This window comes from Arthrobacter sp. E44 (assembly GCF_041877125.1).
Taxonomy (GTDB): Bacteria; Actinomycetota; Actinomycetes; order Actinomycetales; family Micrococcaceae; genus Arthrobacter.
The window spans coordinates 43,178-55,730 of sequence record NZ_JBHDJA010000011.1 but is presented as its reverse complement, the minus strand read 5'-3'; the positions used below and the strand labels follow the sequence as shown (position 1 = coordinate 55,730).

Here is a 12,553-nt window from a genome sequence, read left to right as displayed (position 1 = left end):
TTCAGACGTCCCGGTGGGGGATTGAAAAATCCTTGTACTCCTTCCAAAGACACCCTCCAGGTGCTTGGGAAGACATGGTTCGCCACCTTCAAGCGGCGTTATCATCAGTCATGGCTCCCAACCCCAGCAGCCAGACCGGTCCGGTCTTTCTCCGCGACCTTGACCGGGCCGCCCGCCGCCGCGCCTTGGGTCTCGCAATCATTCGGGTGGCCGCATATTCGGCGATACTTCTCTCCTTGTACTTCGTCATCCCGGTGGGCGGCTTCAACGACCAAAACCCCATGGCGGCGTGGATCAGGCTCGCCGGCGTTGTGCTCGTCTTCTTCGGCGTCCTTGCGTATCAAATGCGGACAATACTCGCGGCGCGCGTTCCCCAGATCCGGGCTGCCGAAACGGTCGTGGAGGCAATTCTCATGTTCCTGTGCCTCTTCGCATTGCTGTACGTTTCCTTGTCTGTCACGGACAATTCATCGTTCAACGAGGCGTTGAGCCGGACGGACGCGCTGTACTTCACCACTTCAACGTTTGCCACCGTAGGTTTCGGGGACATCACGCCCGTCAGCGAACTGGCCCGGGCGTTGGTCTCTGTGCAGATGATTGCCGATTTGGGTGCGCTGCTGGTGATCGTCAAGGTGGCCTTTTTCACGGCAGCACGACGCCTTGGCGGCCAATAGCCGCCCGATTCCTTCTCCAGGCCTGTCTACTCTTTCAGGGGGCTTGCTTCACCGGCGGCGGGTTCCACTTGCCTGTGAGGGCCTCGGGCCGGGGCGCGTAGAGCCGCATGGTCAGGTTGAACGGCCCCGCCGGGGCGGGGAGCCAGTTGGCCTCCCGGTCCGGGCCGGGGTTCCCGTGTTGGAAGTACAGGTCAAGTGAGCCGTCCGGGTTGGTTTTGAAGGGCATCCAGCTGCTGAGGGCGAAGCGGTTAAGTCCGTTGGCGACCTGGAAGCCGTCATTGTCGTAGAGCGTGATGGACCAGAAGGCGCGGACCGGCGGGGTGAGGCCCTTCTCGAAGTGGAGTTGTTGGTCCCGTTCAGGGGTCTGCCTGCCTCATCGACGAGGTTGAGGGGGTAGATGGCGTCTTCTGGAGGGTTCGCGCCCAAGCCAACTTGGGCAATGATGGCACGTTTGAGGTAGTGGTTGCCGTAGACCCCCATCGTGTCAGTGTTCATCGTCCATCCATTCTCGATCCGGGCGAGAGTCGGCATCTTCCACCGCATAATGTCCTGTGCTGCCTTGGGCGCCTCGGAGACTGCCGTCTTCACTACGGGGTTGAGTGTTCTGGCATCGAAGCTCTTGCCCGGTTCGAAGCCGATCTTCCTCAGCTGGGCGATGATCGGTTGGTCGGTGATGTGGGGCGAGTGCAGCTTGAGCAGTTCGGCCGCATAGCTGAAGTACTCCTGCCCCGTCATGCTTTCGACCTGGGTCTTCGGCGGGGTCTTCATGTCCACGTTCGGGTCGATGATCGCCGCAGCAGGCGCGGGCATCTTGCCCCAATGTGAGAGTGGGGTGACCTTGAAGCCGACCTGGATCTTGTTTACGGCCCCGTAGTCCTGCGGACCGTCGGTCTTGATGCGGTTGATGATCCAGACATAGGGGGTTGGCGCAGGGATGTGTTCCATGCCCTCCGGAGCGGTCCCCCGCCAACCGGGTGTTGTGAGCAGGAAGTTTTGGGCCTGGGTTCCTGTCGTGCGCCAGCCGGGGGATGCGAACACGTCGGTCCACATGTCCAGCATGGGCATCAGATAGTACCGTCCGCCGGTGTCCGGGGCTGAGACGACCATCGGTTCGCGTGTCAGGTCCAGCCATGCGGTGGAATAGAGCGTGTCGAAGTTCGTCCGGACGACCCCCTTGAAATCGGCCTCCGGGTACTTCACCCTGTGAGCGAACATGTTCATCGGGCCTCTGCCTATTTCCCTGTCGGGTTCGATGTTCGTGGACTGCCGGCGGGTGATGTCCATCGTCAGCAGGGGGTAGAAGTAGAAATAGGCGTCTACGGCGATGGCGGCGGCTTCCTCGGCGCCGAGTGCAGAGTGAAGTCGACGCGGTTCGGTCTCTTGATTCACGCTGTTCATGTTGTGGTTCCTTTGATTCGGTTGCCTGGCATTTGGCTGGGCTGTGAATTTTCCGCGGATTGGTTCGGCTTGCCCACGGCCTCACGGGGGAGTCGTCCGGTGATGAAGAGTGCGCCGATTGCAAGCAGGGCGGTCAGTGCCAGCGCCGCCCGAAGGGCCTCCAGGCGGGAACTTGCGTTGACGGACATGATCGCGTCGGCGGTACCCCTGTCGACCTTGGCGTCATCGAGACCATTTTGGAGCTGTGTGTCAGAGATGAAGGGCACTCCGTCGGCAAGCTGTACCGATGTTTGCTCTTTCACCGGCTGTGGGACGGCAGGGTTGTCCCGGATGCCGGTAATGAACGAAGAGCCGAGCGTTGCGATCAGTACCGATCCGATCAGGGCCGTACCCAGCGACGCTCCGAGGTTGGTGGCGGTGTTCTGCAGTCCGCCGACCTCCGCGCTTTGCGAGTCCGGCACCGCTGAAACCGTGACCGCGCCCAGTTGGGACGCCATCGCCCCCAGCCCCAAGCCCATTAGCAGCATCGGGACGGCGACAATGCCTGCATTCGCGCCCGGGTCCAATCCAGCAGTGAGAATGAGGATGCCAACGATCATCAGCATGAGCCCCATCCGGACCACACGTTGAGGGCTGGCCTGCGGCCGGAGCTTTGGGATGCCGGCTGCTGCCAGGACCAGGGCCACGGACAGCGGGAAGATTCTGATCCCCGTTTCCAGGGCGCTCAACTCCAACACCACCGACAGGAACAGGGGTACGGCGAAGAACACGCCGGCCTGTACGAGGAATTGGGCAAAGAACACGGTGAGCCCGCCGATCAGCCGCTGGTTTTGGAACAGTTCCGGACTAATGAGGGAGTCGCCTCCCACTGCAGCCAGGTGGGATGCCCGGCGCACGAACACATACAGGACCAGCAGGCCGCCGATGAGGAGCCAGACCACCGGGGATAGTCCCAGAACGGTCGGGCCGCTGGTCTTGGGCTGCACCCAGCCCCAATCCCCCGAGCGCAGCACACCGTACACAACCATTCCAAGCCCCACTATGGACAGCGCAGACCCGGCCAGATCGAGCCGGGCCCTGGCCGGGGGAACATCTTCCACCCTGCGCAGGACCAAGAGGATCACCAGGACGAGGACCACCTCGCCAGCGAAGACGTAGCGCCAGGATGCGAAGGTGGTAACGCTGCCGCCGATGAGCGGGCCCGCGGCAACCGCCGTTGCCCCGGCTGCCGCCAACAGGCCGTAAGCCGCAGAGCGTCGGTCCGGCGGGAAGTTGGAGGCGACCAGGGAGACGATCGCCGGCATGATCAGCGCCGCGCCGATTCCCTCGAAAAGGGACCAGCCCAGGAGCAGGACCCCCAGGCTGGGGGCCAGTGCCGTGGTCAGCGAACCGGCCCCGTAGATGGCCAGGCCGATACCGAAGGCCCTCCGTCGGCCAATGATGGTGCCAATCTTGCCGCCGCTGAGCATGAGCGACGCCATGACGAGCGTATAAAGTGTGATGGCCGTCTGGATGCCAGTGATCGTCGTGTGCACGTCCGATGCGACCGCGGCCATCGAAACGTTCATCACCGAGCTGTCCAGGGTCATCAGGAACTGGCCGGATGCAAGTACGGACAGGACCAGGCCGGAGCCTGCCTTGGCCGTTGTGATCTGGCCGGCACTCATCGGCTAGCACCGGATCTCTGTGAGAAGGTCAGCCAGCGCAGCCTGAACGTCTTTGGCCTCCTGGCTTAGGGAGTCAAGGGCTTGGTTCAGGGTTGCGTCGTCGGGAATATCGTTAACAGCTGCAGCAAAACGGTCCGCAGCAGACTTAACGGCTTCCAGACGGGCCTTGGCCACATTGCCGATGGCGGCGGCCAGGTCGTTATAGCTGTTCAACACCTGGTCCCGCGCTGCGCGGACCTGGTCCACCGTCGCCCCGTTCCGCAGGCTGTCCTTGAGGCTTGTCAGCGCGCGGCCGAGGGAGGACGCAGCAGTGCAGACGGCCGCGTCAACCGCAGTAGCCGTGCTCGAGGTGGTGGGACCGGACGTTGTCCCGCTGGGCTTGCTGGAACTGGTCTGCGTAGTGGTCGCGCTCGTCTTGGGGCTGGACGTGGCTGTCCCCGTAGCGGTGGACGTGACGGTCGCCGAAGCGCTGGACGTGGTTGCCGCCGTACCGCTGGATGCGCTCGTGGGCGGATTCGAGGTGCTGCTGCAGCCTGCCAGCAGCATCAGCGCTGCGCCAAGTGCCAGCAACTGTGCGCTGAGTCGATTGGTCTGCGACATGGAAGGCCCCTTTCAGTGGGTAATGGCCTGGACGGTTAGCAGGGAAGGAATGAGGACGCGCCGATCCGCGGTACGCCTCGTTTGGGCGGGTGGTTCGGTGGAAGGGTGCCCGCCTCGGGGGTCGTCCCTTGGCAGGTTCTTCTGCAGCATGGGCCAATTCGGATCCCCCTTGTGCCCGGAAGCAATGGCACGGATGGACAAGAACTCGATCAGGAGGACCGAGAGTCCGGCGAGGACTGCGGTCCAAATGGCGGCGGCTGGGCCGGGGTCCTGCCACAGGACGAGGACGAGGGCGGCCGCCCCTGTGATGGCGGCTTCCAGGGGCCGGCGGACCTGGGCCAATTCGTGCTGCCACCGCCTGGGCTGCCCAGGAACCGGCTTTCCAGCCCAATCGCCCGAATCCCCTCCCACTTCCCGCCGAACGGATTCGCCCGGCTGGAAGTGGCCGGCCAGGAAGGCGGCAGCGGCGACCATCAGACCCGCGACGGCAACAAACCGCATGTCGGTGCGCAACGGTGCCAGGAACACATCGGCAGTACTCTGAGCTGCCGCCAGGGAAACCGTGGACGTTGGGATGGATCCAAGGACCATGTCCAGTCCGACGGCAAGTGTGAGGGCGAGCCCTGCCATGGCTACCGCGGCTGCCAGCCCGACGCGGTTAATCGCGCGGAGCCGCCCACCCCGCGGTGCCACCGTGACGGCCCCGATGGCGCTGATCACCGTCAACCACCCCAGAATCGGGGCAACCCGATCCACAGCCCGGACGGCCTCCGTGGCTCCGGCCAGTGCGGGGGACTGGAACAGGGTAATCTGACCGTCAATTTCGGGGATCCTGGCCGCTACCGTTATCCCTTCCTCTGTGAGAAGGGTCTTGACCCGCACGATAATTTCCTTGGTGGAGATCGTGACAGCGCCGCTTTTGTCTATGCTTACGGCACCACTGGTGTTTCCGTTGGCCGAGCTGACGATCGCCTCGTGAGCCACCCTGTTGGCCTGCACCCACAGGTCCTGGAACTGCGGGCTGGCGACAAAATTGGACACGGTGGTGTGGACCAGGGACTTCATCTCCTCGGCGATGGCGGGCGCAAAGCCTGCGATCACCGAAGCGACGCGGGGTGCTGACCGGCCCAGCTCCGTCAAGGCGTCACGGGTGATGCCCCCGATGTCCATGGCCTCGGTTATCTGGACGGTCACCCTGTCGGAGATCGCCGCTTGGACGGCAGGGTCAGAAGCGAGTGGTCCAACGATGGCGGAATAGCGGTTCGTGTCGAGAACGTCATTGTGCAGGTAGAGGCCCGGCACCGCGGCGAAGGACAAGGCCGCCGTCAAGATTCCCAGGACAAATGCGGCGATGCTGCGCGTTCGTCCCGTCCCACGGTTTCCGGCCTCGAGTCCTGCCTGCCGCTCATCCTCGTGACCAGACGGGTGTTGCGTGGCTTCGGTGCGGGACCGCCGCATCCCATTCTTCGTCGGAACCTGGGCGCTCGTTGCCGCGCCATCGTCGCCGGCGTCCCGATGTATTGCCATGGTGGGAGGCCCCTAGCAGGCTTCACACCCTGGGGGCGGTATGCGGAAGCCCGGAACTCTGGGACAGGCCGACACCACTGCCGTGGACTGGACAGGGAATTGACTGCTGGATGGTTTCACTGGAACCACCTCCAGGGTCTGGCTGCGAGTCGGGTTCTGGCGGTTACGCCAATCCCTGACTCATTGTCCAGCAGGGGCAAACCTGCCAGCACTAGGGCGTAAGTCCTAATTATTGGGTCAGAGGCAGCAGTTGGGTGGCACGCCAGGCCCTGTCACCCCAACTGGTGCACTGTGAAGGCAGTCACGAAACCGACGGAGGCGGTCAGCCCGGTCAGGTTGTGGTGCTCCTCGAACGCCTCCGGGATCATTGTGTCGGCCAGCATGGCCAGGATGCCGCCGGCCGCTACAGCCGTTATGAACGCCACCAGTTCCTCGGTGGCATCCTCCAGGGCCACGTATCCCAGCAGTGCGGCCAGCCCACTCAGGATTGCGATGCCGCCCCAGAGCCCAAAGACGTAAGCCTTGCTCCGGCCGGCCTTCTTCATGCCCGCGGTACCCGATAGCCCTTCAGGAAAATTGGAGATGAAGACCGCCACCAGCATGGCAGGGCTCATCCCTCCCCCAGCCAGCAGGCCGACGCCCAGGACCACCGATTCCGGCAGCCCGTCCAGCAACGCTCCGACAGCAATGGCTGTGCCGCTGCCGGGCGCGTCCTGCTCTGAGGGTTGCTGGCCGCCGGACCTCTTGCGGTGCTTGGCGCCAACCCGGGCCAGGAGCATGTTCGCGCCGACGTACACTACCGCACCAGCCAGGAAGCCGCCCGCTGTCGGCCACAGACCGCCGCCTTGGACGGCCTCGTCCACCAGGTCAAAGGCAAGGGCGGAGATCAGCACCCCCGCGCCGAAGGCCATGACCGTGGAGACAACTTTCGGTGGTATCGCCCACCGCCAGGACACAGCGGCTCCCAGGACCAGCGCAGCTCCGGCGCCGGTGCCCCATACGATCGAAGTCAACCAAGTAGGCATATGCCCTCCGTCCCCAGTCCAACGGGGATAAAACAATGGGGCTGGCAGCGCGCCATGTCACAGCCACTGCAAAAAGGCGGCTGCCATCCTCCCCCGGCGCGCAAAATTGATGGGATCTTGAGGCAAAGCTTGCCATCCCTAGACATTGCGGGTCCACGCTGGAGGCATAGGCAAAGCCAGCTTTTTGGGGAGCAGGAAGTCATGGGAAGCAAAACAACGTTGGACAACAAAGTCACAACCGTGGGCGGCGTACTAACAGACCGGCAGCCGCTGGACTTCCACACCCTGGGGGTGGCCGGGTGCATCGACCGGCTCACGGCACCCCTGCGGCAGCAGGGGACGGTGGTCCAATGGGACACTCCCCACTGGGGCCTCGAGATCCCTGCGGACTCCGCATCCCTGCTGTACCAGTCCGCCCGCGAGTTACTGAGCAACGCTTTCAAATACTCCTCGGCGCACACGCTCGCCATCCAGCTTGCCGCGGTTGACCACGGCATCCGCCTGGCAGTGTCCGACGACGGCACAGGCTTTGACAGCAACCTCGCCACCACCGGGCGGCACCACGGCTACGGGCTCCGGCTCATGTCGGTGGCCGTCCAGGAAGCGGGCGGAACGGTGGAAATTACCTCCAGCCCCGGCCGGGGCACCAGCGTCACGGTCACGCTGCCGCTGGACTAACCGGACTCGCGGACCGTCAAGGACTCGCAGAAACGGGTGGCCGCCGTCGCTGGGACGGCGGGCATCCGTACGTCCCAGGAATGCCCCGGCCCATGAACTACCGGAACTACCGGAACTACCGGGAGAGCTTGGCGGAGTCAGGCTCCAGGTCGCCGATGTGGCCGGGCGCGTTGGCTGCCAGGACCCGCGCAACGAAAGCGGCGTACTCGTCCATGTAGTGCCCCAGGAACTTGGCTGTGGACTCGTCCTTGACCTCCCCGTCGTCGCCAAAAACTTCTGCCTTGTACGTGATGTACGCTTCCGGTGCGTTCAGCTGGGGCGCATCAAGGAAGCTCAGGACGCTGCGCATGGACGACTGCATCACGGCGGTGCCGATGCTGCCGGGAGAGGCGCCGATGATGCCCGTGGGCTTGCGGGCAAATGAGTTGGTCCCCCAAGGACGCGAGCCCCAGTCAATGGCGTTCTTGAGCGCGCCGGGGATGGACCGGTTGTATTCGGGAGACACGAACAGGATGCCGTCGGCAGCCTCGATGGCTTCCTTGAGGGCGCGGCCTTCGGGCGGGAAATCGGCATCGTAGTCGTAGCTGTACAGCGGGAGGTCCTTGATGGGGATCTCGGTGAATTCGAGTTCTTCGGGGGCCAGTTTGATCAAGGCCTTTGCCAGGGTCCGGTTGATGGAGCCGCTCGCCAGGCTGCCCACGAAATATCCGATCTTGTATGTCGCCATGAGTGATCCTTTCCAACAGCCGGTCCACGCCGGCTGGCTGAGTTTGGCTGGAAATGGTGCCGTTCTCCCCGGGGAAGACCAAGGGGACGGCGGTGGTGCCAACTGCTCCCCCAGTCCAGCACGCAAGGCAAGGCCCGGCCAGAGTGCGTGGATGGTCCTTGACAGGTCCGGAAGCGAAGCGCTGAATGAGGGATGGCCCAATCCACGATCCCCAGCTCTACCCATGACAGGAGCAGCCATGACTGAGAACCGAGCCAAGGATGACGACGACCGGGTCCACAACCAGGCCCCCTCCGAAGGCGACCCAAACGCCGACCCCAGCGACCTGCGCGTCCACCCCCAGGATCCCGCCGAAGGCGCAGACGACGAAGGGGACGCGGCCAAGAAGTAGTACCTCTCCGGTCTACCAGCCCCAGGGCTGCCCGCTTCAACTCCGCGGGACTGTCCCGCCTGGCAAAAACCCCTTGCCTGCCTGGCACTTGTCTACTACGTTGTAATCCACCCCCAGAAAGCGCTTTCCCACTTGGTTGGGACGTAGACGCGCGGCAATCAGCAGCGGAATTGGATGACATGACGGACAGCACCCTCATCAGGTGGATCGACGGGCAGGGCCCAACAGAAATCAGCGGCGGAACCACATGGGGCATGCCGTTCGTACGTGGCCTCGTGCCGGGCACGGAGGCGCTGACAGTATCCGACGCCACCGGCACGCCCATTCCCAGCCAGGCGTGGCCGCTGGCCACCTGGCCGGACGGATCCTTGAAGTGGGCAGGCATCGCATTGGCGGCAACAGACGCGCCGTCGAAGACTTACCACGTGACGGCCGACGGCGGCACAACCACCGCGGCCGGCCAGCCGCCGTCGGACGCCGCTTCAGTCACGGTCACCGAAGGTGCCGGCACTTTGACCGTGCACACAGGCCTCCTGACGATGGTGCTCAACCGCAGCGGCTCCACTCTCTTCAGCAGCCTGGTCCGGGACGGCCGGGAAGTTGCCGGGGACGCCAAGCTCGTCAGCCTCCTGCAGGACGGCGTTCCGGAAGGTGCGGGTACGTTGGGCCGCCATGCCTTCACCGGTGAGGTCACCGCCGTCGTCCTCGAACAAAGCGGCCCCGTCCGCGCCGTGGTCCGGCTGGAAGGCACCCATCGCCCGGACGAACCGGAAAGCGGCCGACGGGAGTGGCTGCCGTTCGTGGTGCGGTTCTACTTCTATGCCGGCGCCCGCAGCGTTCGGATGGTGCACTCCTTTGTTTGGGACGGGGACGCGGATCGGGACTTCCTGGCCGGACTCGGCGTGCGCTTTACGGTGCCGCTGGAGGACGACCCGCACAACCGCCATATCCGCATTGCGGGCGCCGACGGCGGGTTCCTCACCGAAGCGGTCCGCGGCCTCACCGGACTCCGCCGTGACCCCGGCACGGAGGTGCGGGAGGCGCAGGTCGCCGGCCGCCCCACTCCCCCGTTGGACACCTGGAACCCGGAAGTCTCGGCCCGCCTGCACCTGATCCCCACCTGGGGCGACTACACCCTCAGCCAACTCAGTGCGGACGGCTTCGAACTGCGCAAGCGCACTGCCGCCGGCCACGGCTGGGTGGGCATCTCCGGCGGAACCCGCTCGGCGGGATTCTGCTCCCTGAGCGACTCCCAGGGTGGCCTGGGCGTGGGGATCAAGGACTTCTGGCAGTCCCATCCAGGGCAGCTGGACATCCGCGGCGCCGCCACCGGCGAAGCAACGCTTACGGCCTGGCTCTACTCGCCCGAAGCGCAGCCGATGGACCTGCGGTTCTACCACGACGGCCTGGGCCAGGACACGTTCGCCGAACAGCTGGAGGGCCTCGAGATTACGTATGAGGACTACGAACCGGGCTTCGGCAACCCCAGGGGCATTGCCCGCACGCATGAGTTAACCCTGTTCGCCTATGAAGCCACCCCGTCCACCGAAGGCCTGGCTGCAGATGCTGCCTCCGCTTCCACCCCCGCTCTCCTGCAGGCCACCCCGGAATACCTGCACTCGGTGGGGGTGTTCGGCGACTGGATGCCAGTGGACCGGAGCACCCCGGCCCGGGCCCGCCTGGAGGACCGCCTGGACTTCCTGTTCAACTTCTACGCCGGTCAGGTAGAGCAGCGGCGGTGGTACGGCTTCTGGAACTACGGCGACGTGATGCACACCTACGACTTCGACCGTCACGTATGGCGCTACGACATCGGCGGCTACGCCTGGGACAATTCCGAACTCTCCCCCGATCTCTGGCTCTGGTACTCCTACCTGCGCTCGGGCCGGGCGGACATCTTCCGCTTCGCCGAGGCCATGACCCGGCATACGGGCGAGGTGGACGTCTACCATCTCGGCCCCTGGAAGGGCCTGGGGTCGCGGCACAACGTCCAGCACTGGGGCTGCAGCGCCAAGCAGCTGCGGATCAGCACCCCCGCCTACCGCCGTTTCTACTACTACCTGACTGCCGACGAGCGCACCGGGGACCTGCTGACGGAACTGGTGGACAGCGACCAGAACTTCCTGGGCCTGGACCCGGTCCGCAAGGTCCGCCCGGACGCCGCCACCTACCGGCCCGACCGCGGGGCATTGGGCGTGGGGCTCGGCACGGACTGGGGCTCACTTGCGGCCACCTGGCTGACGGACTGGGAACGCACCGGCAATCCGCGCTCCCGCGACCGGTTGCTGGGCACCATGGCGGACATCGGCGCGCTCAAGTACGGCTTCCTCACAGGCGAAGCACTGTACGACCTGGACAAGGGCCGGTTCGATACCGGCCGCGAGCAGATGTCAGTGTCGCACCTCAGTGCCGTGTTCGGGCTGGTGGAGATCTGCAGCGAACTGGTGGACCTGGTGGACGATCCGGAGTTCGAGCGGGCCTGGCTGCAGTACTGCCGCCTGTTCCTGGCCACCAAGGAGGAGCAGGTGGAAGCCGTGGGCCAGCCGCTTGAGGGCATCTACCTCACGCAGGCGCACAGCCGGCTCACGGCTTATGCCGCCGCGCGGTTGCAGGACCGTGACCTTGCGGCCAGGGCCTGGGAGAGCTTCGCCGAGGGCGGGGAGCACCTGAACCACGAATCCGCGTTCACGCTGCGGAAGATCGAGCCGCCGCACGTGCTGTTGCCTGCGGATGAGGCGGCCACCGTTTCCACCAATGACACCGCGCAGTTCGGGCTTGCGGTCATCCAGAACCTGGCCCTGGTGGGCGACCACCTGGACTGACGCAACGTTCCCAGCCAGAAACCAACGACGGCGGCACCCGGCTTTGATTCCAAGGAAGGCCAGGTGCCGCCGTCGTCCGTTTTACCCGCCTCGCGCGGAGGAAGATAACGGCCGCATAACGCCCTTTTGGGGCGCCCACAGAAGTTACGCACTCGACGCCTGCCACCTGTTTACACCCGCTTTAAGCCCGCCATAGGGTGCTGCACCTAAACAAGGTTGAAAGCGACCTTGGGAAGGGAAAGAGCACCATGAAGAGCAAGATTGCGGTCATGGCCTTGGCCGCCCTGAGCTTGATCCTGGCCTTGCTGGCCGGGGGTCCAGCCGCATCAGCCCAAGCCGCCGACAAGCCACTGATTGGCCTGACCTTTGACGACGGTCCTTCGCCCCAACGCACCGCCTTTGTCCTCGATGTCCTCAAACAAAAGGGCGTCAAGGCAACATTTTTCCTCCAGGGCTCCCACGTCCAGCAGTATCCCGACCTCGTCCGGCGGATCAAAGCCGAGGGACATGTGATCGGCAACCACTCGTGGAACCACCCAAACTTCCCCGACCTGAACCAACCCAGCCAAAAGCAGGAGGTTGACCGCACCAACGCCGCCATCAAGTCCATCACCGGTACGACACCCAAACTCATGCGCTTCCCGTTCGGCAACAGCACCCCATATTCCCTGAACTACATCAGGAGCATTGGCATGAGCGGCGGAATCCAATGGCACTGGGAGGTCGGCGAACCGGGCGATTACGAGTGCCCCGGCGCAGCCGGAGTCCAGAAGTACGTGATGGATGAGGTTGCCCCCGGTGCGATCATCCTGCTCCACGACGGCAACGACGTCCTGTCCTGCCCCGCCTCGCAATGGGACTACCTGGCCAGAACCATTGACGCAATCCGGGCCAAGGGCTACGACTTCGGCGTGGTGGCCCCTTCCTCCACACCCAGCAACCTCAACGAGGGCTCGTATGGCGTCGTGGTGGCGCCCTAGGTAGGGCAAGCCCCGCCGGGGTTTCACCTTTTGCAGCACCCGCTCTGGAAACCGAAGCAACCAA

11 protein-coding genes and 1 pseudogene are annotated in these 12,553 nt (G+C 64.6%); 5 read left to right on the top strand and 7 right to left on the bottom strand.

The genetic code is table 11. From position 1 onward, the window contains the following. The first annotated feature begins 110 nt into the window (after positions 1-110). Positions 111-674: a potassium channel family protein gene (locus ACETK3_RS11570; protein WP_373992920.1), complete on the top strand. Its 564-nt coding sequence runs from the start codon at positions 111-113 to the stop codon at positions 672-674. Between the two features lie 34 nt (positions 675-708). Here the strand turns inward: ACETK3_RS11570 and ACETK3_RS11565 are convergent, their stop codons facing one another. The 6 genes and pseudogenes from ACETK3_RS11565 to ACETK3_RS11540 form a co-directional block, all read right to left on the bottom strand. Next, positions 709-969, bottom strand: a complete 261-nt coding sequence (locus tag ACETK3_RS11565) for a DUF1214 domain-containing protein (protein ID WP_373992977.1) — start codon at positions 967-969, stop codon at positions 709-711. Between the two features lie 545 nt (positions 970-1,514). Further along, positions 1,515-1,889 (bottom strand): annotated as a pseudogene (locus tag ACETK3_RS11560) (DUF1254 domain-containing protein); the annotation flags it as partial. Between the two features lie 179 nt (positions 1,890-2,068). Beyond that, on the bottom strand, positions 2,069-3,739 hold the full coding sequence (locus ACETK3_RS11555; protein ID WP_373992919.1) for an MFS transporter: 1,671 nt from the start codon (positions 3,737-3,739) through the stop codon (positions 2,069-2,071). Between the two features lie 3 nt (positions 3,740-3,742). Continuing rightward, on the bottom strand, positions 3,743-4,339 hold the full coding sequence (locus ACETK3_RS11550) for a hypothetical protein (protein WP_373992918.1): 597 nt from the start codon (positions 4,337-4,339) through the stop codon (positions 3,743-3,745). 12 nt (positions 4,340-4,351) lie between these two features. Then, positions 4,352-5,866: a hypothetical protein gene (locus tag ACETK3_RS11545; protein WP_373992917.1), complete on the bottom strand. Its 1,515-nt coding sequence runs from the start codon at positions 5,864-5,866 to the stop codon at positions 4,352-4,354. A 272-nt stretch (positions 5,867-6,138) separates the two neighbouring features. Continuing rightward, positions 6,139-6,891: a ZIP family metal transporter gene (locus tag ACETK3_RS11540; RefSeq protein WP_373992916.1), complete on the bottom strand. Its 753-nt coding sequence runs from the start codon at positions 6,889-6,891 to the stop codon at positions 6,139-6,141. A 201-nt stretch (positions 6,892-7,092) separates the two neighbouring features. Between ACETK3_RS11540 and ACETK3_RS11535 the strand changes: the two genes are divergently transcribed. Then, positions 7,093-7,569, top strand: a complete 477-nt coding sequence (locus ACETK3_RS11535) for a sensor histidine kinase (RefSeq protein ID WP_373992915.1) — start codon at positions 7,093-7,095, stop codon at positions 7,567-7,569. Positions 7,570-7,684: 115 nt separating this feature from the next. Here ACETK3_RS11535 and ACETK3_RS11530 read toward each other — a convergent pair whose 3' ends face one another. Continuing rightward, positions 7,685-8,296: an NADPH-dependent FMN reductase gene (locus ACETK3_RS11530; protein ID WP_236799757.1), complete on the bottom strand. Its 612-nt coding sequence runs from the start codon at positions 8,294-8,296 to the stop codon at positions 7,685-7,687. A gap of 238 nt (positions 8,297-8,534) precedes the next feature. Here ACETK3_RS11530 and ACETK3_RS11525 point away from each other — a divergent pair, with 238 nt between their 5' ends. The 3 genes from ACETK3_RS11525 to ACETK3_RS11515 all read left to right on the top strand — a co-directional run bounded on the left by ACETK3_RS11525 (position 8,535) and on the right by ACETK3_RS11515 (position 12,489). After that, complete coding sequence (locus tag ACETK3_RS11525) at positions 8,535-8,687, top strand: hypothetical protein (protein ID WP_236799758.1); 153 nt, start codon at positions 8,535-8,537, stop codon at positions 8,685-8,687. A gap of 179 nt (positions 8,688-8,866) precedes the next feature. Beyond that, positions 8,867-11,509: a Tat pathway signal sequence domain protein gene (locus tag ACETK3_RS11520; protein WP_373992914.1), complete on the top strand. Its 2,643-nt coding sequence runs from the start codon at positions 8,867-8,869 to the stop codon at positions 11,507-11,509. Between the two features lie 248 nt (positions 11,510-11,757). Next, positions 11,758-12,489 (top strand): polysaccharide deacetylase family protein, encoded by a 732-nt coding sequence (locus ACETK3_RS11515; protein ID WP_373992913.1) that lies wholly within the window; start codon positions 11,758-11,760, stop codon positions 12,487-12,489. The last annotated feature ends 64 nt before the right edge of the window (positions 12,490-12,553 follow it).

Excerpts from the sequence above, each read along its gene's own strand:
- ACETK3_RS11570 (WP_373992920.1), top strand. The coding sequence starts at position 111 with ATGGCTCCCAACCCCAGCAGCCAGACCGGTCCGGTCTTTCTCCGCGAC.
- ACETK3_RS11555 (WP_373992919.1), bottom strand. The coding sequence starts at position 3,739 with ATGAGTGCCGGCCAGATCACAACGGCCAAGGCAGGCTCCGGCCTGGTC.
- ACETK3_RS11550 (WP_373992918.1), bottom strand. The coding sequence starts at position 4,339 with ATGTCGCAGACCAATCGACTCAGCGCACAGTTGCTGGCACTTGGCGCA.
- ACETK3_RS11545 (WP_373992917.1), bottom strand. The coding sequence starts at position 5,866 with ATGGCAATACATCGGGACGCCGGCGACGATGGCGCGGCAACGAGCGCC.
- ACETK3_RS11540 (WP_373992916.1), bottom strand. The coding sequence starts at position 6,891 with ATGCCTACTTGGTTGACTTCGATCGTATGGGGCACCGGCGCCGGAGCT.
- ACETK3_RS11535 (WP_373992915.1), top strand. The coding sequence starts at position 7,093 with ATGGGAAGCAAAACAACGTTGGACAACAAAGTCACAACCGTGGGCGGC.
- ACETK3_RS11530 (WP_236799757.1), bottom strand. The coding sequence starts at position 8,296 with ATGGCGACATACAAGATCGGATATTTCGTGGGCAGCCTGGCGAGCGGC.
- ACETK3_RS11525 (WP_236799758.1), top strand. The coding sequence starts at position 8,535 with ATGACTGAGAACCGAGCCAAGGATGACGACGACCGGGTCCACAACCAG.
- ACETK3_RS11520 (WP_373992914.1), top strand. The coding sequence starts at position 8,867 with ATGACGGACAGCACCCTCATCAGGTGGATCGACGGGCAGGGCCCAACA.
- ACETK3_RS11515 (WP_373992913.1), top strand. The coding sequence starts at position 11,758 with ATGAAGAGCAAGATTGCGGTCATGGCCTTGGCCGCCCTGAGCTTGATC.